We start from the raw sequence: 18,591 nt of genomic DNA on the forward strand, positions 1-18,591 counted from the left end.
GGTGACCGACCGGCACGCCGACCGCACCCGACGGGTGACGAATGCGCATCCGACATCCGTCAGGATCCGCGGCGCTCAGTCGTGGGCGGACGACAGGATCTCGATGACCTCGCTCCGGGTGTTGACCCCGAGCTTGGCGAAGATGTGACGCACGTGGGTGACCACGGTGTGGGGCGAGAGGAGGAGAGCTTCCGAGATCTCCTTCGTCGTCGCCCCGGTCCGCAGCACATCGGCCACCTGCTGCTCGCGCTGCGACAGGCCGAGGCCGGCCGGGTCGGCCGTGGACGCAGCCTTCGGGCGCGTGCGCACGCCACGCGCCCGAAGGCTGCGGAGCACCCGGCTCGCGTCGCGGGTCGCCCCCACGGCCTGGTAGACATCGAGCGCTTCGGTGAGGGTCCGCGCGGCTTCCTCGTCGCCCACGAGGACGGAGGCGAGCACCTCCAGGACGCGCGCCAGGACGAGCGGTCGCTGGCCCGCACGGCACAGCACCGCGGACTCCCTCAGCAGTGACTCGGAACGGTCGGCGAGACCGCGCACCGCGAGCTCGACGGCCTGCACCGCGGGGCGGTCCGGGTTGGCGTCGGCCCGCGCGGCGACGGTGACGCGGACCCGGTCGAGCGCGTCCGTGTCGCGGGCGCCCAGACACACCTCGGCGAGGAGGAGGTCGTCGAGCAGGTCGGCGGGGGTGGTCATCGCCGGCGCGGGCTGGTCCAGTCCCTCCAGCGCGAGCGAGCTGAGGGCCCGGGCGTCGTCGAACCGTCCCGCGTCCAGGGCCTCCACGGCGAGGTTCCACCGGCCCGTGCGCGTGAGGCCCCTGCCCTCGGCGAGAGCCGTCACGAGCGGGCGGGTCTGGTCGCGCAGGACGCGGTCGCCGGTGTGGAGGGAGATCCGGAACAGGACCACGCCTGCCGTCGCGTTCGCGAAATCCCCGAGCTGCAGCTCCGACGCCAGGTCGAGGACGGCCTCGGCCTGCGTCCGGGCGTCCTCGAGGGCGCCGAGGTCGTAGAGCACGCGGGCGCGCACCATCATCCAGAAGGCCTCGGCGATGACGTTGTGCGCACGACGCGCTTCGGCCAGACCGGTGTCGACGTCGCGCAGCGCCGCACGGCACTCACCCAGCGAGTTCCGCATGAACGCCATCCAGAGACCCTCCGGGAGCCACAGCGAGGCGAGGGTGCCGGAGTCCGCGATCCGTCGGAGGGCGTCGCGCTGCAGCCGGAGAGCGTCGTCGTAGCGCGACTCGTAGAAGGTCAGCACCGACTCGCTCGCATCGAGCGTCGCGAGAGCCACGAGATCGCGCCGGTCGTCGGCCTCGGCGCGCCCCCGACGGATCGAGTCGCGCAGCCCTTCGGGATCTGCGGCGTTGGCGCAGTTCAGCGCCCGCACGGCGAGCAGTTGCACGCGCGTCGCCGGGGCGGCATCCGGGATCTCCAGGGCGCGGTCGCAGATCTCCAGGGCCCGTTCGAACGAGGACTCCGTGAACAGGCGGGCCATCACGAGATCGACGCGGGCCCGTTCGTCGCCGCCGAGAGAGGCGGAGAACCGGTCGCCGATCGCGGCCACCTCATCCGCCCGGCCCCCCGCCCACAGCACCGGGAGCAGCTCCACGATCTCGGCCCGATAGAGCTCGGTGGCGGGCGCCAGCTCGGCGGCCCGGGCGACCAGGGAGGCCGCGGTCTGGGCATCGGTCGCGGCGAGTTCCCGGGCGGCATCCAGGAGCAGGGCGATCGACTCGTCGTCACCTCGTTCGGCGAAGCGGAGGAGATCGGGCGCGAGCGCGGCGGCGGGCACGCCCTCCGCGCGGCGCTTCTCCAGCACGGCACGGCCCAGCGCGCGACGGAGAGACGGAGACAGACTCTCGAGGGCGGCATCGCGGATCGTGTCGTGACGGAACACCAGACCCGTACCGTCGTCGGCGACGATGTCGGCGGCGAGGAGCTCGTCCACCGACGCCAACGCCGACGCCAGCGGCAGGTCGAGCACGGAGACGACTCCCGGCAGCCCGAACCGTCGCCCGAACAGCGCGCCCGCCTGCGCCACCCGTCGGGCGTCCGCGGAGACCGCCGCGAGCCGTCGACGCGAGGACGCGCCGAACCCGCGGGGCACGCGGGAGTCGACGATCTCGGCCGTGCCGCCCGTGACATCGATGAGGTTCTCGTCCGACAGCCCGTAGAGCATCTCGAGCGCCAGCAGGGGACTCCCCTCCGCGGCGCCGAGCGCGTCGGCGAGGACGGGGCCGGCGGGCATCCCGAGCACGTCGCCGCCGATCTCCCGCACCGCCGCGTCGGTCAGCGGCTCGAGTTCGATCAGCGCACCGACGTCGCGGGCGTACGAGAGGAGGCGGTCCTGACCGGCATCCGTCCCGCCGGGACGCGTGCCGATCAGCCACGTCACCGGCATCCCGACCGTCGTCCGCATGAGCGCCGCCACGGCACCCACGGAACCCGCATCCAGCCACTGCAGGTCGTCGATGACGAACAGGAGTCCGCGGGAGGTGGCGGCACGTTCGATCCCGTCGTGCAGCAGCCGGGTGATCCAGTATTGGGGATGGGATCCGAGCAGCACCGGCGCCAGCTCCGCGGCGTCCAGCAGCGGCGGACTAGCGGCCAGGGCGGCATCGGTGAGGGCGCCCAGTGGCGTCGTCCGCGAGTCGGGCGTCGGAGCGACGATCACGCGGCACCAGCCGCGACGACGCGCGGCCGCGATCGTCTCCTCCAGCAGTCGGGTCTTGCCGATGCCGGGTCCTCCGACGAGCACGACGACGCTGACGGCGGGGGCGTCGAGCGCCCGATCGATCTCGAGGAGGACGTCGTCGCGTCCGCGCACGGGAAGCGTGCCGCGCGAGACGCCGGGGCTCAGGGCGAGCGCCGGGTCCGGCTCCGAGGGCGAGGAAGAGCGGGCCACACGACGGAGCATACTGGAGTGAGCGATCCAATATGGGGAATTTCACGAGAACGCTCCCACGCGTCCCGACCTCCACCCCGTCCGATACGGTCGTGTCATGCCGCGTGGTCGCACCTTCGATAAGGCGTCCGCCGTCGACGCCGCCATCGATCTGTTCTGGTCCCGCGGCTTCGCGGGCGTGTCGATGCAGGACATCGCCGAAGCGACCGGCGTGGGCAACGGCAGCCTCTACCTCGCGTTCGGCAGCAAACGCGCGCTGTTCCTGGCGGCGTTCCGCGCCTACTGCGAGCGGCGGGTGGCCTTCGTCCGGAGCGCGGTCGCGTCGCCGGCCGCATCCCCCGACGACGTCCTCGCGCGGTACTTCGCCGCGGTGGTCGACGACTGCGCCGGCGATCCGCAGCGACGCGGGTGCCTTCTGATCAACTCCATCGCCGAGCTCGGGCACGAGTCGCCGATCGCGGAGATCGCCGACGACACGCTCGCACGCATGGTGAGCGCGGTCGCGGAGGCTCTGGAAGCCGCCTCCCCCTCGGACGGCGGGCGGAGCGACACGGTCCGAGCCGCCGAACAGGCCGTGACCGTGTCCCAGTCGTTGATCCTGGTGAGTCGCCTGGGGCGCTCGCGTGACGAGCTGGAGCGTTCCGCCCAGGACAGCGCGGCGATGATCGCACAGGCAGTCCGCGCCGCCTGAGCGGACATGCGATGTCGGGGGATGCCCCGGGTGATGTGGAGCGACCGCTCCATCACCTAACGTGATGCCATCGCCCTCACCCCGGAGGATCACATGGCCCGTCGCTCCTCGCCCCTCGGAGTCTTCCTCGCCGCCCGTCGCGCCGCATGCGTACCCGAGGATTTCGGCGTCGAACGCGACGGTCGTCGGCGCGTCGCGGGGCTACGACGCGACGAAGTGGCGGCCCGGGCCGGAATCAGTCTCGAGTACTACGTGCGGTTGGAGCAGGGGCGCGTCACCCGCCCCTCCGACCAGGTGACCGAGTCGCTCGCCCGGGCTCTGCGCATGGATGCCGTCCACGCCGACTATCTCCACCGACTCGCCCGCGGCGCCGCCAGCCCCGCCCGCCCTGTCACCGCGCAGACGACGGAGAGCCTTCGGGTACTGCTCGAGCAGTGGCCGGCCTGCCCCGCCTACGTGACCGACAGCGCCCTGGACATCCTGGCCGCCAACGACGCGATGCTCGCCCTTTCGGGAGGCGACCTGGCGCCGGGCCGCAACGCGCTTCTGCAGACCTTCCGCCCCGAGTCCCGTCAGTCGGTGCGCGACTGGGAGCGAGTGGCGCGCGACGCCATCGCGTCGTTCCGATTCCACGCCGATCCCGATTCCCCCCGCGTGCGGGAACTGCTGGCGCAGCTCGCCGACGACCCCGACTTCCCGCGCCTGTGGGCGTTGCACGAGGTCGCCCAGCCCTCGACGTTCCGACTGTCGGCGCGCGTCGATGATCTCGGCGAGCTCGAGATCGGTGTGCAGAACTTCACTCCCCCCGCGCACCCGGGCTGCTTCGTGACGATGTACTTCGCCACGCCCGGCTCGGTGACGGCCGAGGTCTTCGCGCTCCTCACTGCGCCGTCCGTCGTCGCCGCCTGAGACTCGACGGCCGCCGGCTCCCGAGATCGGCGACGGATGCCGGCGCACGCCGCGCTCAGTCGCGGTAGAGCAGCCGCCGCAGGACGTTGGTGTCGGCGAGGTCGATCAGCTCATCGCCGCGCCCCGACAGCAGCGTGCGCAGCGCGAACAGGGCGAACCCCTTCGCCTGCTCCACCGTGATCGTCGGCGGGATCGCCAACTCCTGGCGTGCCACGACGACCGAGACGAGCGCGGGTCCGGGTCGGTCGAACGCCTCGGCGAGCGCGGAACGCAGCTCTTCTCCGGTTGTCGCGCGATAGCCCGGGATGCCGATCGCCCGGGCCACCTCGGCGAAGTCGGGGTTCTGCAGGTCCGTGCCGGCGTTGACGATACCGGCGGCCTTCATCTCCACCTCGACGAAGTCGAGAGCCGAATTGTCGAAGACGACGATCTTGATGGGCAGGTCGTTCTGACGGATCGAGAGGAGGTCACCGAGCAGCATCGCGATGCCGCCGTCCCCGGCCAACGCGATCACCTGTCGGTCGCGGTCGACCGCCTGCGCACCGAGCGCGTGCGGCATCGCGTTGGCCATGGATCCGTGCGTGAAGGATCCGATGAGGCGTCGGCGACCGTTCATCCGCAGGTAGCGCGCCGCCCAGATGACCGGCGTGCCGACGTCGGCGGTGAACACGGCGTCGTCGGCGGCCAGCTCGTCGACGAGGCGCGCCACGAACTGAGGGTGCAGAGGCTGCCGGCCGTCGTCGTCGGCCAGATCGTCGAGGCCCGTCCGCGCCCGCCGGTAGTGGTCGAGGCTGCGCCGGAGGTGCCGGTCGTCCCGATCGTCGCGGAGAAGCGGCAGCAGCGCCCGCGCGGTGTCGGCGGCATCGCCGACGAGACCGACGTCGATCGCCGTGCGACGGCCCAGCTGCTCGCCGCGAAGGTCGATCTGCACGACCTTGGCGCGGGAGGGGTAGAACTGCCGGTAGGGGAAGTCGGTGCCGATCATGAGCAGCGCGTCGCAGTGCTCCATGGCGCGGTATCCGGACGAGAAGCCGAGGAGCCCCGTCATCCCGACGTCGAACGGGTTGTCGTACTCGATCCATTCCTTGCCACGGAACGCGTGCACGATCGGAGCCTTCAACCGCTCGGCGAGGGCCAGCACCTCGGCGTGGGCGCCGGCGACCCCCGCACCGGCGAGGATCGTGACGTTCTCGGCGGCGTCGAGCACCTCGGCCGCGGCGGCGAGCGCCCCGTCGGTCGGGACGATGTGCGACGCCGCGGCGACGATCGGGGCGCTGGGTCGGCGATCCGCGGCCCGGGCGAAGAACACATCACCGGGGACGACCACCACGGCGACGCCCTGCTTCTCGACGGCCGCGCGCATCGCGGCCTCCAGCACCCACGGCATCTGCTCGGGGCTGCCGACGAGTTCGACGTACACGCTGCACTCGCGGAAGAGCTCCTGGGGGTGGGTCTCCTGGAAGTACCCGCTGCCGATCTCGGCGGACGGAATGTGCGAGGCGATCGCGAGGACCGGGACGCGGGAGCGCTGGGCGTCGTAGAGACCGTTGAGGAAGTGGAGGCTTCCCGGGCCGCAACTGCCGGCCACGACGGCCAGCCGACCGGTGATCGCCGCCTCCCCCGCCGCCGCGAAAGCCGCCGACTCCTCGTGGCGGACGTGCATCCAGTCGAGGGACCCGTCGCGACGCAAGGCATCGGTGAACGCGTTCAAGGAATCGCCGGGGAGCCCCCACACCCGTTCCACCCCTGCTCGGTGCAGCGTCTCGACGATCATTTCGGCGACGTTCATCTCACCCTCCGGCTCAGCGATCATGGGCGGCGGGCGACGGCGCGTGCCCGCCGGGAAGGAGGCTACGTCGGCTCACGCGCCCGGCACTCGGACACCGGACGACCCACCCTTCGACATCCGTCGAACCGTCGTCGCGCGGGCGACGCCTACCCTCGGGTCACCGCGGGCGCACCCGGCACCCGCGGGGAGAGAACGGAGCTCCCATGACCCACAGCGACACCCCCGCTCTGCCCGACCTCACCGGTTCCGTCGACGAACGCCTCGCGCGCCTCGACGATCTGGAGCGGGACGGCGCCCTGCTTCCGGCGGCCTGGCTCCAGCGACAACTGCGCACAGCGCTCGCGGAATGGGCCGACGACGAGACGCGACTCGACATCGTCCGCGAGAACCACGACGACTACTGAGGCGCTCGCCGCCGGCATCCGACAGCCCGTCCAGGTGTGCGAAGAGATCAGACAAATGTCGAAGCACGCCGCGGGACCGTCCTGGTTATCGTGAACGCGCTCGGCCCCGGACCCGGATGGCGAGCGACCCACCCACACCCCGAGCAGCGCTCGGATCCATCACACGAGAGGTTCGATCATGGGATTCGTCACCACCGAAGACGGCGCGGAGATCTTCTTCAAGGACTGGGGCCCCAAGGACGCCCAGCCGATCATGTTCCACCACGGCTGGCCGCTGTCGTCGGACGACTGGGACGCGCAGCTGCTGTACTTCCTCGACAAGGGCTACCGCGTCATCGCCAGCGACCGGCGCGGTCACGGCCGGTCCTCGCAGATCGGCACCGGTCACGACATGGACCACTACGCCAGCGACGCGTCCGCCGTCGTCGAGCACCTGGACCTGCGCAACGCCATCCACATCGGTCACTCCACCGGCGGCGGACAGGTCGCCCGCTACGTGGCGAAGTTCGGTGAGCCGCAGGGGCGCGTCGCCAAGGCCGTGCTCGTCGCCTCCGTCCCGCCCATCATGCTGCAGAGCGAGAGCAACCCCGAGGGCACTCCGCTGTCGGTGTTCGACGGCTTCCGCGAGGCCCTCGCCGCCAACCGCTCGGAGTTCTTCGAGGCCGTGGCATCCGGTCCCTTCTACGGGTTCAACCGCGAGGGCGTCACCCCCTCCCAGCCCGTGATCGACAACTGGTGGCGCCAGGGCATGACCGGCAGCGCCCAGGCCCACTACCTCGGCATCAAGGCGTTCTCCGAGACCGACCAGACCGAAGACCTCAAGGCCATCACGGTCCCGGTGCTGGTGCTCCAGGGCGACGACGACCAGGTCGTGCCGTACAAGGCCGCCGCGCTCCTGCAGCACGAACTGCTGCAGAACTCGACCCTCAAGATCTACGAGGGCTACCCGCACGGCATGCTGACCACGCACGCCGATGTGATCAACCCGGACATCCTGGCATTCATCCAGGCGTGACCGGCGAGCCCAACCGGCTCACGCGCGAACGGCGCACTCGGGTTCTCCCGGGTGCGCCGTTCGCGTTGCTCTCGCGACGGGATGCCGCCAGACTCGGGGCAGCGCCGTCGCAGGCCCGCGGACGCGGAGACCGGACGGCGACGGGCGAAGGGGGAGTCCGATGGCGGACGCACAGGCGGGCTGGTACGACGACGGTTCGGGCCGGATGCGATGGTGGGACGGTCAGCAGTGGACCGACGAGTACCAGGCGCCGGCTCCTCCTCAGCCCGGTATCGAGGGTTTCATCGCCCGGGCGCAAGCGGACGCCGTCGCCGGAGCTCAGCCGCGACCGGCGCAGAACGGATGGAACTACGTCGTCCTGCAGGTCGTACTGAAGGAGAAGTTCTTCGGCACCGGTTCGGGCAACCTCACCGAACTCGAGAACGTCATCAATCGGCAGGCAGCCCTCGGATTCCGCCTGCACACCATCACGACCTCCTCGTCCGGAAGCACCGGCTTCGGCGGAGGCGACCGTATCCAGGCGACGATGGTGTTCGAGCGCGCGACCTGAGGAACGACGAAAGCCCCGGCGAACCGGGGCCTTTCGTGCGGAGACGGAGGGATTTGAACCCTCGGTCCCCTTACGGGGACTCCACCTTAGCAGGGTGGTGCACTAGGCCTGACTATGCGACGTCTCCAGGTGATCGACGCCGAGGCGCGAGCACACCGAACCATAGTAGCCGGTCGGGGCGTGGCATCCGAATCCGGGGATCGGGATGGCACGCCCCGGGGTCAGCGGACGTTTCCGTTCGAGCAGGTGGCCTGCGCGGCGGTCTGGCCGGCGATCTCCGACGGCAGCGTGATGACGCTCGACGACGGTTCCGGAGTGGGCGTCGCCCCGTCGGTCGGGGCCGGCGCGTCGGTCGGCGCCGGCGCGTCGGTCGCGGCGGGTGCCGGGGTGGCGTTCTCGTCGACCACGACGCCGTTGCCGTCGCTGAGGTTGCCGGACAGCTGGATCGGCTGGTTCGCGGCGAGCGCCGACCAGAGCGCATCCGCGGCCTCGCGGTCGGGGACGACACGGTTCGGGTCGGACGGATCGGTGTAGGTCGGGTACTGCACGAACACGATCTCGTTGAACGGAACGTCCTTCACCGCCATCGCGATCTGCACGAGCGTCAGCGGGTTGGTGAGCGAGGTGGACGGGTCGACGTTGCGCAGCGTCGTGGATGCGAGCTTGTACAGCGTCGCCGGGTTCGACAGCACCTCTTCGCTGCGAAGCTTCGAGACCAGTCGCGACATGTACTGCTGCTGGTTCGAGATGCGCCCCAGGTCGCCGCCGTCACCGACGCCGTGGCGGGTGCGCAGGAACTGCAGCGCATCGAGACCCTTGATGGTGCGCATGCCGGCGGACCAGTCGATTCCGGTGTACTGATCTTTGATGCCGTTGGCGATGCAGACGTCGACGCCGCCGATGGCATCCGTGATGTTGATGACGCCGCCGAAGCTGACCTTGGCTGCGAACGGGATCTGGAGGCCGCTGAGCTCGGAGATCGTCGAGACGACACAACCGAGGCCGCCGTACATGAAGGCACTGTTGATCTGCTGCTTCGACATCGCCGAGCTGACGTTGCCGTCCGCGTCGGTGCACGAGGGGATCGGCACCATCAGGTCGCGCGGGAACGAGATCACCGTGACGCGGCGGGGCTCGTCGGAGATGTGCACGAGCATGTTGACGTCGTTGAGGTTGCCCTCGGAGTCCGCCCCGCTGCACCGGTCGCCGAAGTACTGCGCGAAGTCGGGCTCGCACTCGTCGGTGCCGACCATGAGCAGGTTCACGCCGCCCTTGAGCTCGCCGATGTCCGGCGGGACCGCGGGCTGGTCGGGCAGATCGACCGCGTCCGCGGTGAAGCTCGACGACAGGTCGTACACGGCGTACGCGGCCACCCCGGCGCCGGCGACGAGGACGACGGCCATCGCGACGGCGAGCGCCCGGAAGAACTGTCCCAGCGGACCGAGGGAACGCAGGCGCCCGTGACGCGCGATCGTCCTGCGCCCGCGCGGGGTCGTGGTTCTGCTCACTCGGGTCCTTTCGGGAGGACGGATGCCACGGGACGGCACGCCGAGACCGCGACGAAGCGCAGGTCGGGACGAGTTTAAGGACCGACACCTGAAAAGTGCGTGAACGAACGGTGTGGCGAGTGGACGCGGGCCCTACTCCGTTCGCGTTCCCGTCATCCGGTTATGACGACGGAACGCGAACCCCCCCGCTGGGGCCCGCATTCCTTCGTGGCGGAGGGTGTGGGATTCGAACCCACGGGACATCTCTGCCCACTGGTTTTCAAGACCAGGTCCATCGGCCGCTCGGACAACCCTCCCGATCGTGCGAGTCTACCCAGCCGCGCACGACCCCACGCGAACGCCCACGATCCGGTCGAGCGCCCCTCGGTGGCTTCGCGGCGCCGTTCACGAGGCTGTCGGCGATCTGTCACCTCGTGCCGTTACGATCTGCCGGTGACCTGGGGGACGCGAGCGGAGACCGGCGCTACGAGACGGACGAGCGCTCGTGCACCCCGCGGCCCCCGCGGAGCCGACGCCCCGACGTCGAGGAAACCGTTCGCGCGGCACGCCGCCGCCGAGACCGCGCCACAACGGTGGCGTCGGAAGGCCGCCGTCGTGGCGGCTCTCCTCGGCGGTCCGCTCTCCGTCGTGGCCCTCACCCTGGTGGTCGCCGCCGGCGCGTTCGCCTGGCAGGTGCTCCAGGTGCGCGACGACCTCGAGGGAGCCCTGGCGCAGTCGAAGGAACTCGTCCGCGCCGCGGCGAACGGCGACATCGACGGCATCCAACGATCCGGCGGCGACATCGTCGCCCGGGCACAGCGCGCCTACGACACCGCGCAGAACCCGCTCTGGGATCTCGCGGCGCAGATCCCGGCGGCCCGCACGAACGTCCTGGCGGTACGCGCCGTCACCGACATCGCCCACACGATCACGTCGCAGTCGATCCCCCCGGTGATGACCGTGATGGCCGCGTCGGGCGGAGACAGCACCGGGAACGGGATCAACCTCCGACCGTTCCTCCACGCCGGTACGGTCATCCCGACCGTGCTCACGTCGTTCGACGAGGCATCCCGCATCGCCTCGAGCATGGACCGCACGGGCGTCCTCCCCCAGATCTCCGCGCCGATCGACCAGCTCCAGACGATGATCCAGCAGGCCACCCCGATCCTGACGACGGTCGAGCAGCACCTCCCCGAGATCCTCCGCGCCGCGGGCGCCGAGCGTCCGATGCTGTACCAGGTCATGATCCAGACGCCGGCCGAGATCCGGGCGACCGGGGGTGGAGTCGCCCAGTGGCTGGTGCTGAAGGTGGATGACGGCAACGTCGACATGCTCAGCCTCGACACCGGCACCGACCTCATGTACGTGGATCTGCCGTCGCGGGGCTTCGACACCGTGAACGGGTCGCTCCTCCGCCTCCCCGCCCAGACGCGCCAGCTCTACCCGCCCGAGATGACGAACTGGTCGTCGAACTTCAACATGTCCCCGGACTTCCCGACCGCTGTCGAACTGTTCCAGAAGACGCGCGAGTGGACCGACAAGCCGACCTTCGACGGTGCGTTCTCCATCGATCCGATCGTCCTGGCCCACCTCCTCGAAGCGACCGGCCCGATCACCCTCGCCTCGGGCGAGACCGTCGACGCCCAGAACGCCGGCTCCAAGCTCATGAGCGAACCGTACGAGCGGTACGGCATCGACAACGGGGCCATGGACCGCTACTTCAGCGAGATCAGCGCGGGCATGTTCTCCAAGCTGACCGGGCGCCAGTGGGACGTCGGGACCATGTGGAACCAGGTCGTGCGCAGCGCCCAGGAGGGGCGCATCTACGCCTGGTTCGACGACCCGGGCCTGGAAGCCCTCTCGAAGCAGTACGGTCTGGACGGCACCCTGCAGGAGGACAACACCTCGTCCACACAGCTCGGCATCTACTTCAACGACTACTCGATCGGGAAGCTCGAGTATCACCTGACCTACTCGCAGTGGGCGACGTGCAACGCCGACGACCGGACCATGACGGTGTCGATGGAGCTGCACAACAGCATCACGGATGCCATCACGAGCGGCTACACCCTGGGACTGCGCAACATCGAACGCGGGATCGACCTGCGCACCATGATGCTCGACGTGCTGTTCTTCGCCCCGCCGGGCGGGGAGATCGTCTCCACGGATCCCGACGAGGGCGACCGCTGGGATTCGACGTTCCACGATCGCTCCGGGTCCGACCACTCGAACCCCGCCGTGAGCCGGACGCTGCTGCTGCCCGAGGGGGCCACACGCACCGTCTCGTACACCGTGAAGCTGCCGGACGGAGACCTCGGTCCGCTGGAGCTGCGCCACACCCCCGGCGCGAACGACACGAAGGTCACGATCGACGCGAACTGCGCCCCGCTGTTCCGCAGCCCCGAGGGATCGGACAACATCCTGCTGTCGAAGATCGGCTGACCCCGCGGAGGGCGCGCGCCGCAAGAGGCGATCTCACCGCGCAGGCACCGTCTAGCGTCGAGGGATGACGATGACGGGCGGCGGGTCGCTGGCATCCTTCTTCCTCCGACTCGGACGGCAGGTGTGGGTTCGCGCCGCGCTGTTCACTGTGGTCGGGATCGGGATCGCCCTGGTCGCGGGCCTCGTGGGTCCGCTGCTCCCGTTCAGCATCTCGATCGACCTCGGCCAGAACGCCGTCGGATCCCTGCTGCAGATCATCGCCACGGCGATGCTCACAGTCAGCACGTTCTCGGTCACGGCGATGGTGACCGCCTTCTCGTCCGCCACCACGACGGCGACGCCGCGATCGACTCCCCTCCTCATCGCCGATACGACCTCGCAGAATGCCGTGTCGACGTTCGTGGGCGCGTTCACCTACTCGCTCGTCGGGATCGTGGCCCTGTCGACGGGCTACTACACCGAGCAGGGTCGAACGATCCTCTTCGTGGGCACGCTCGTCGTCATCGCGATCGTCGTCTTCACGCTGCTGCGCTGGATCTCGCACCTGTCGACGTTCGGGCGGATGGCGGACGTCATCGATCGGGTGGAGAAGGCGGCGACCACGGCGCTCGAAGCGCACGCGGCCTCACCCACGCTCGGGGCTCGCACTCTCACCGCGATCCCTTCCGACACACACACCATCCGGGCCCAGGCAGTGGGATACGTCACCTACCTCGACGTCCCGGCGCTCGACAGCATCGCCGAGAAGCACGGCGTCCACATCTACGTCACCGCGACACCCGGCCGTATCGCCGACGCTCGGACGCCCCTCGTCCACCTCTCCGGTCCCGTGGACGACGACCTCACCGCCGCGGTGCGCGGTGCCTTCCGCATCGAGCACCATCGCACGTACGAGCAGGACCCGCGGTTCGGCATCATCGCCCTCGCTGAGATCGGCAGCCGCGCGCTCTCACCCTCGACGAACGATCCCGGGACGGCGATCGAGGTGATCGCCGCGCTGCAGCGGATCCTCGCACGCGCCTTGGCGATCGAACGCGAGAAGGACGTCGCGTACCCGCACGTCTCGCTCGTCCCCGCGAGCCTGCACGACCTCGTCGCCGACGCTTTCCGGCCGCTCGCCCGCGACGGCGCGTCCGTCGTCGAAGTGCAGATCCGACTGCAGAAGTGCCTTGCCTCGCTCGCCGCGAGCGCGCCCGCGCACGCGGACGTGTTCCGGGATGCCGCTCGCGCGGCGTTCGCGCGCAGCCGTCGCGCCCTGGACCGAGACGACACCCGGGTGCTGAAGAGCGCGATGCGCGAAGCGTGGGCGCTGGGCTAGAGCGCGCGGAGCACCGCGGCGACGCCGCCGTCCGACACCGACAGGCCCACCTCGCCGGCGGCGGCGTGCACCTCGGCCGGGCCCTGCTGCATCGCGATGGCGCGGCCGCCGTGCGAGACCGCCCACTGCATCATCTCGATGTCGTTGCGTCCGTCGCCCATCACGAGCACGTTCTCGGGAGGGATGCCGAGCCACTCGCGCACCAGTTCGAGGGCGGTGGACTTGTTCACACCCTGCGGCGCGATGTCGAGCCACGCGGTCCAACCGATCGCGTACGACACCTGCGTGAGGCCGATGCGCTCGACGAGCTGGAGGAAGTCCTTGTCGGTCTTCTCGGGAGCGACCACGACCACGCGGCACACCGGCTGGTGCGACAGCTCGGCGAAGGTCACCTTGTTCGCGCCCTGGAGGTTCCAGTCGTCGAGGTAGTCGGTGAACAGCCGCTGCCCGTCGGGCAGCTCCACGAGGAAGTGCGCATCGTGCAGATGCTCGCCCAGCAGCGTGAGGACCTCGGTCGGGTCGAACGTCTCGACGTGCGCGCGCTCGTAGTCGGTGGCATCCGGCCCGCCGATCCGCCGCATGACGATGGCGCCGTTCGAGCACACGGCGTATTCGGGGTGGATGCCGAGGCGTCCCATGACCGTGTGGGTGCTGTCCCAGCTGCGCCCGGTGGCGAGCATGACCTCGTGCCCGGCGTCCTGCGCGTGGCGCACGGCATCCACGACTCCGGGGCTGAGCGACTCGTCCTCGAGCAGGACGGTGCCGTCGATGTCGAGCGCGATGAGCATGCGCCCGACCGGGGCGGTGCGTGCGATATCCGCGACGACCTCGGCCGCGTCCTGCTGCGGCGCGGCGTCGACGTCACCGGTGCGGGGCAGGGCGGCCTCGTCGGTCACGCGATCGGCTCCATGACCTCGAGGCCGCCGAGGTACGGCCGCAGAACCTCGGGCACCGCCACCGACCCGTCGGCGCGCTGGTGCGTCTCGAGCAGCGCGACGATCCAGCGCGTGGTGGCGAGCGTGCCGTTCAGCGTCGCGACGGGCTGCGTCTTGCCGCCGTCGGCCGGGCGGAAGCGCGTCTCGAGGCGACGCGCCTGGTAGGTGGTGCAGTTCGAGGTGCTCGTCAGCTCGCGGTAGGCATCCTGCGTGGGGACCCACGCCTCGATGTCGAACTTGCGCGCGGCGCTGGATCCGAGGTCGCCGGCGGCGACGTCGATGACGCGGTAGGCGAGCCCCAGGTCTTGCAGCATGCCCTCCTGCATCGCGACGAGACGGTCGTGCTCGGCCTCGGCATCCGCCGGGTCGGTGTAGACGAACATCTCGAGCTTGTTGAACTGGTGCACGCGGATGATGCCGCGGGTGTCCTTGCCGTAGGACCCGGCCTCGCTGCGGTAGCAGGTCGACCAGCCGGCGTAGCGCTTCGCCCCGCGCTCGAGGTCGAGGATCTCGTCCATGTGGTACCCGGCCAGCGGCACCTCGCTCGTGCCGACGAGGTAGAGGTCTTCCTTGGGCAGGTGGTAGACCTCGTCGGCGTGCTGGCCGAGGAAGCCGGTGCCGCGCATGACCTCGGGCCGCACGAGCGTCGGCGGGATCATCGGGGTGAAGCCGGCCTGCAGCGCCCGGTCGAGCGCGAGCGTCATGAGCGCGAGCTCGAGGCGCGCCCCGATGCCGGTGAGGAAGTAGAAGCGGCTCCCCGACACCTTCGTGCCGCGCTCCATGTCGATCGCGCCGAGCTTCTCGCCGAGGGCGAGGTGGTCGAGCGGCTCGAAGTCGAATGTCGGGACGTCACCGTGCGTGCGCAGGGTGACGAAGTTCTCCTCGCCACCGGCCGGCACGCCCTCGATGACGATGTTCTCGATCTTGCCCAGCGCCGCTTCGGCGGCCTCCTCGGCCGCGGTCACCGCGTGCTGCGCGGCCTTGACCTTCTCGCTGAGCTCCTTGGCCTCGGCCACCAGCGCGGGCTTCTCCTCCTTGGGAGCCTGCGCGACCTTCTTGCCGTGCGCGTTCTGTGCCGCGCGCAGCTCCTCGAAGGCCGTGATCGCGGCGCGACGCGCGCGATCCGCCTCGATCGCGGCATCCACGGAGTCCGGCGACTCCCCGCGCGCGATCTGGGAGCGCTTCACCAGTTCGGGATCTTCACGCAGCAGAGTCAGGTCGATCACGCGTCCATCCTACGGTCGCGTCGGGTGCGGCATCCGCGCTATGGGCGTCGGGACGGCGCCGGTCAACCCCGAGAATCCGCGGGAGGGGACAAACGGTTCCGGTCCTATGGTGGATGCCATGGCCGACCCTCAAGAACCGCGCGACGACGCGGACGCCCCCCTCTCCCCCGAGGCCGAGAAGGACCGGGCGGCATCGGAGGGCTCGGGCGAGGACTTCCACGCGGCAAGCCTTCGCGCGGAGGACGAGCCGGACACGGTCGCGGTGGACGACCCCGATCCGAAGGACGCGGCCGAGCCCGACGACGTCATCCACGAGCCCGGCGACGTCGATTCCGACACGTCCGACGGCACCTCCGGTGAGGCCGTGCGCGTCACCCCCGACGGCGACGACGCCCCGATGGATGCCGAGCCCACCGACAAGAAGCGCGCGGCCCTCGTCTACAACCCCACGAAGGTCGACCCCGAGGTCCTGCGCCCCCGCGTGAGCGAGCTCTCCGCCGAGGCCGGCTGGGCCGAACCCCTGTTCTACGAGACGACCGTCGACGACCTCGGCGACCTCGCGACCCGCGCCGCCCTCAAAGAGGATGTGGATGCCGTGCTCGTCGCCGGCGGCGACGGCACCGTCCGCGCCGTCGCCGAGGCCCTGACCTCCACCGGCATCCCGTTGACGATCGTCCCCAGCGGCACCGGCAACCTCCTCGCCCGGAACCTCAACCTGCCGTTGGACGACGCCGACGCGATGATCCGCGCCACCTTCGACGGGAAGGTGCACGCGACCGACACCGGGATCGCCCGGATCCGCCGCGCCGACGGGACCGTCGAGGAGCACGGCTTCGTCGTGATGGCCGGAATGGGCCTGGATGCCGCGATGATCCAGAACACCCGCCCCGAGCTGAAGAAGTCCGTGGGCTGGGTGGCGTACGTCGACGGGGCCGCGCGTTCCCTGGTGAACGCCAAACCGTTCCGCGTCATGTACCAGCAGGACGGGCACGGGCACCGCCTCCACTCCGCCAAGGTGCAGAGCGTGCTCTTCGCCAACTGCGGCGCGCTGCCCGGCGGCGTCGCGCTGATCCCGGACGCGTCGATCGCCGACGGCATCCTGGACGTCGCCGTGATCCAGCCGACGGGTCCGCTCGGGTGGCTGGGCGTCTGGCGCAAGATCTGGTGGGACAACTCGGTGCTGCGTCGGTTCCGCGCCGGGCGCCGGGTGCTCGAGCGCCGCCGCGACTCGTCGGTGCGCTACCTGCGCGGCACCGGCATCGAACTCGCCACCGCCCCCGCACAGCCGATCGAGCTGGACGGCGACGAGTTCGGCGAGGCGACCCGCATTTACGCCCGCGTGATCGAGGGCGGTCTGCAGGTGAACCTCCCCGCCGGCCACGACACGTCCACGCTGTAGTCGCGCGTCGGTGCCGTGCCCGTCTGGCGGCCCGGGCACCCGAGCGCGGGCACGACGGGACGAGAGGCGCGCGCGGGACTGTCAAGCCCGGCAGCGCGAACCGCAGGCTGGATAGCGTCGCTGCATGGCTTCTCCGTCCCTCGTCTGGTTCCGTGACGACCTGCGACTGACCGATCACCCGGCGCTGCGCGCGGCGCTCGACCGCGGGGAGCCGGTGATCGCGCTGTACGTGCTGGACGAGGAGTCCGACGGCGTGCGCCCGATCGGCGGGGCGGCGCGATGGTGGCTGCACCACTCGCTGGCATCCCTCGCCGAGCGCCTCGCGGAACGCGGGTCGACCCTCGTGCTGCGCCGCGGCCGCGCGGCGGAGATCGTGCCCGCCGTGGTCGAGGAGACCGGAGCGGGCGCGGTGTTCTGGAACCGGCGCTATGGCGGCCCCGAGCGCGAGATCGACGCGGGACTGAAGGAGAAGCTGCGCGGCGACGACGTGACGGTCGCCTCGTTCGCGGCGAACCTGCTGTTCGAACCCTGGACCGTGCGCACGGGCGCGGACAAGCCGTACGGCGTCTACACGCCGTTCCGTCGGGCGGTGGAGAAGATGCCATCGCCCCGCGCCCCGCTCCCCGAGGCGCGGAAGATCCCGGGCACGTCGAAAGCACCCGCCTCGGACGATCTCGACACGTGGAACCTGCTGCCCACGAAGCCCGATTGGGCCGGGGGTCTGCGCGAGACGTGGGAGCCGGGCGAGCCCGCCGCCCTCGCGCGCCTGCGGGAGTTCCTCGACGACGACCTCGGCGACTACGCGTTCTCACGTGACGCGTTCGCGGGCGGCGCGACCTCGAACCTGTCGCCGCGACTGCGTTGGGGCGAGATCAGCCCCTACCAGGTGTGGCACGCCACGCTCGAGCACCGGGGCTCCGGGAAGCACGCCGAATCGGCCACCGGCTTCCTGTCCGAGGTCATCTGGCGCGAGTTCGCGTGGCACATCCTGTTCCACTCCCCCGATCTCGCGACGAAGAACTGGCGCGCGCAGTACGACGCGTTCCCCTGGCCGCGACTGAACCGTGCGCACCTGGAGACCTGGCAGCGCGGCGAGACCGGGATCGCGGTCGTGGATGCCGGGATGAAGCAGCTCTGGCACAGCGGCGTCATGCACAACCGCGTGCGCATGGTCACGGCATCCTTCCTCACCAAGAACCTCCTCATCGACTGGCGTCACGGCGAACAGTGGTTCTGGGACTGCCTCGTCGACGCGGATGCCGCGAGCAACCCGTTCAATTGGCAGTGGGTCGCGGGATCGGGGGCGGATGCGGCTCCCTACTTCCGCGTGTTCAACCCGGAGACGCAGCGCGAGAAGTTCGACCCGCACGACGAGTACGTCCGGCAGTGGGCGCCCGAGCACCTCGACGGCGGGGCGCCGGCGCCGATGGTCGACCTCAAGGAGACGCGCCAGCGGGCGCTCGATGCGTACGACAAGGTGCGGCACGGCGGCTGAGCCCGGCGGGCACGCGAAAGGGGCGCC

General features: G+C 70.5%; 14 protein-coding genes and 2 tRNA genes. 9 read left to right on the forward strand and 7 right to left on the reverse strand.

Going from position 1 to position 18,591, the window contains the following annotated elements:
- Nucleotides 1–75: 75 nt before the first annotated feature.
- Complete coding sequence (locus BGO45_RS07700) at nucleotides 76–2,904, reverse strand: AAA family ATPase (RefSeq protein WP_292692352.1); 2,829 nt, start codon at nucleotides 2,902–2,904, stop codon at nucleotides 76–78.
- A 97-nt stretch (nucleotides 2,905–3,001) separates the two neighbouring features.
- Between BGO45_RS07700 and BGO45_RS07705 the strand changes: the two genes are divergently transcribed.
- Together BGO45_RS07705 and BGO45_RS07710 are read left to right on the forward strand one after the other, a co-directional pair.
- A complete protein-coding gene (locus tag BGO45_RS07705) occupies nucleotides 3,002–3,595 on the forward strand; it encodes a TetR/AcrR family transcriptional regulator (protein ID WP_292692354.1) in 594 nt (197 codons plus the stop codon).
- A gap of 93 nt (nucleotides 3,596–3,688) precedes the next feature.
- On the forward strand, nucleotides 3,689–4,504 hold the full coding sequence (locus BGO45_RS07710) for a helix-turn-helix transcriptional regulator (RefSeq protein ID WP_292692356.1): 816 nt from the start codon (nucleotides 3,689–3,691) through the stop codon (nucleotides 4,502–4,504).
- Nucleotides 4,505–4,559: 55 nt separating this feature from the next.
- Here the strand turns inward: BGO45_RS07710 and poxB are convergent, their stop codons facing one another.
- Complete coding sequence (gene poxB, locus BGO45_RS07715; RefSeq protein ID WP_292692358.1) at nucleotides 4,560–6,293, reverse strand: ubiquinone-dependent pyruvate dehydrogenase; 1,734 nt, start codon at nucleotides 6,291–6,293, stop codon at nucleotides 4,560–4,562.
- A 203-nt stretch (nucleotides 6,294–6,496) separates the two neighbouring features.
- Between poxB and BGO45_RS07720 the strand changes: the two genes are divergently transcribed.
- The 3 genes from BGO45_RS07720 (at nucleotide 6,497) to BGO45_RS07730 (ending at nucleotide 8,262) form a co-directional block, all read left to right on the forward strand.
- Entirely contained in the window at nucleotides 6,497–6,697 is a 201-nt protein-coding gene (locus BGO45_RS07720) for a hypothetical protein (RefSeq protein ID WP_292692360.1), read from the forward strand.
- A 178-nt stretch (nucleotides 6,698–6,875) separates the two neighbouring features.
- Nucleotides 6,876–7,712, forward strand: coding sequence for an alpha/beta hydrolase (locus BGO45_RS07725; protein WP_292692362.1), 837 nt, complete (start codon nucleotides 6,876–6,878; stop codon nucleotides 7,710–7,712).
- Nucleotides 7,713–7,872: 160 nt separating this feature from the next.
- Nucleotides 7,873–8,262, forward strand: a complete 390-nt coding sequence (locus BGO45_RS07730; protein WP_292692364.1) for a DUF2510 domain-containing protein — start codon at nucleotides 7,873–7,875, stop codon at nucleotides 8,260–8,262.
- Nucleotides 8,263–8,300: 38 nt separating this feature from the next.
- Here the strand turns inward: BGO45_RS07730 and BGO45_RS07735 are convergent.
- The 3 genes from BGO45_RS07735 to BGO45_RS07745 form a co-directional block, all read right to left on the reverse strand.
- Nucleotides 8,301–8,389: transfer RNA gene (locus BGO45_RS07735), tRNA-Ser, on the reverse strand.
- Nucleotides 8,390–8,483: 94 nt separating this feature from the next.
- Nucleotides 8,484–9,770: an LCP family protein gene (locus BGO45_RS07740; RefSeq protein WP_292692366.1), complete on the reverse strand. Its 1,287-nt coding sequence runs from the start codon at nucleotides 9,768–9,770 to the stop codon at nucleotides 8,484–8,486.
- A 208-nt stretch (nucleotides 9,771–9,978) separates the two neighbouring features.
- Nucleotides 9,979–10,066 (reverse strand) — tRNA-Ser (locus tag BGO45_RS07745).
- Between the two features lie 298 nt (nucleotides 10,067–10,364).
- Between BGO45_RS07745 and BGO45_RS07750 the strand changes: the two genes are divergently transcribed.
- Both BGO45_RS07750 and BGO45_RS07755 read left to right on the forward strand, forming a co-directional pair.
- Nucleotides 10,365–12,191 (forward strand): DUF4012 domain-containing protein, encoded by a 1,827-nt coding sequence (locus tag BGO45_RS07750; protein ID WP_292692368.1) that lies wholly within the window; start codon nucleotides 10,365–10,367, stop codon nucleotides 12,189–12,191.
- 64 nt (nucleotides 12,192–12,255) lie between these two features.
- Nucleotides 12,256–13,509, forward strand: coding sequence for a DUF2254 domain-containing protein (locus BGO45_RS07755; RefSeq protein ID WP_292692370.1), 1,254 nt, complete (start codon nucleotides 12,256–12,258; stop codon nucleotides 13,507–13,509).
- On the opposite strand, the gene BGO45_RS07760 is transcribed toward BGO45_RS07755, so the two are convergent.
- Both BGO45_RS07760 and serS read right to left on the reverse strand, forming a co-directional pair.
- Nucleotides 13,506–14,405 carry an HAD family hydrolase gene (locus BGO45_RS07760; RefSeq protein ID WP_292692372.1) on the reverse strand — a complete coding sequence of 300 codons (900 nt, stop codon included), beginning with the start codon at nucleotides 14,403–14,405 and terminating at the stop codon, nucleotides 13,506–13,508. The genes BGO45_RS07755 and BGO45_RS07760 overlap by 4 nt on opposite strands.
- Nucleotides 14,402–15,670, reverse strand: a complete 1,269-nt coding sequence (serS, locus tag BGO45_RS07765; RefSeq protein ID WP_292692375.1) for a serine--tRNA ligase — start codon at nucleotides 15,668–15,670, stop codon at nucleotides 14,402–14,404. The genes BGO45_RS07760 and serS overlap by 4 nt, the downstream gene beginning before the upstream one ends.
- A gap of 118 nt (nucleotides 15,671–15,788) precedes the next feature.
- Between serS and BGO45_RS07770 the strand changes: the two genes are divergently transcribed.
- Together BGO45_RS07770 and BGO45_RS07775 are read left to right on the forward strand one after the other, a co-directional pair.
- Nucleotides 15,789–17,069, forward strand: a complete 1,281-nt coding sequence (locus tag BGO45_RS07770) for a diacylglycerol kinase family protein (RefSeq protein WP_292692377.1) — start codon at nucleotides 15,789–15,791, stop codon at nucleotides 17,067–17,069.
- A 124-nt stretch (nucleotides 17,070–17,193) separates the two neighbouring features.
- Nucleotides 17,194–18,564: a deoxyribodipyrimidine photo-lyase gene (locus tag BGO45_RS07775; protein WP_292692379.1), complete on the forward strand. Its 1,371-nt coding sequence runs from the start codon at nucleotides 17,194–17,196 to the stop codon at nucleotides 18,562–18,564.
- The last annotated feature ends 27 nt before the right edge of the window (nucleotides 18,565–18,591 follow it).

It is taken from the genome of Microbacterium sp. 71-36, assembly GCF_001898305.1.
Lineage (GTDB): Bacteria > Actinomycetota > Actinomycetes > Actinomycetales > Microbacteriaceae > Microbacterium.

What these genes read in the sequence shown, in the direction of transcription:
- BGO45_RS07705 (WP_292692354.1), top strand. Translation starts at nt 3,002, where the DNA reads ATGCCGCGTGGTCGCACCTTCGATAAGGCGTCCGCCGTCGACGCCGCC.
- BGO45_RS07710 (WP_292692356.1), top strand. Translation starts at nt 3,689, where the DNA reads ATGGCCCGTCGCTCCTCGCCCCTCGGAGTCTTCCTCGCCGCCCGTCGC.
- poxB (WP_292692358.1), bottom strand. Translation starts at nt 6,293, where the DNA reads ATGAACGTCGCCGAAATGATCGTCGAGACGCTGCACCGAGCAGGGGTG.
- BGO45_RS07720 (WP_292692360.1), top strand. Translation starts at nt 6,497, where the DNA reads ATGACCCACAGCGACACCCCCGCTCTGCCCGACCTCACCGGTTCCGTC.
- BGO45_RS07725 (WP_292692362.1), top strand. Translation starts at nt 6,876, where the DNA reads ATGGGATTCGTCACCACCGAAGACGGCGCGGAGATCTTCTTCAAGGAC.
- BGO45_RS07730 (WP_292692364.1), top strand. Translation starts at nt 7,873, where the DNA reads ATGGCGGACGCACAGGCGGGCTGGTACGACGACGGTTCGGGCCGGATG.
- BGO45_RS07755 (WP_292692370.1), top strand. Translation starts at nt 12,256, where the DNA reads ATGACGATGACGGGCGGCGGGTCGCTGGCATCCTTCTTCCTCCGACTC.
- BGO45_RS07770 (WP_292692377.1), top strand. Translation starts at nt 15,789, where the DNA reads ATGGCCGACCCTCAAGAACCGCGCGACGACGCGGACGCCCCCCTCTCC.
- BGO45_RS07775 (WP_292692379.1), top strand. Translation starts at nt 17,194, where the DNA reads ATGGCTTCTCCGTCCCTCGTCTGGTTCCGTGACGACCTGCGACTGACC.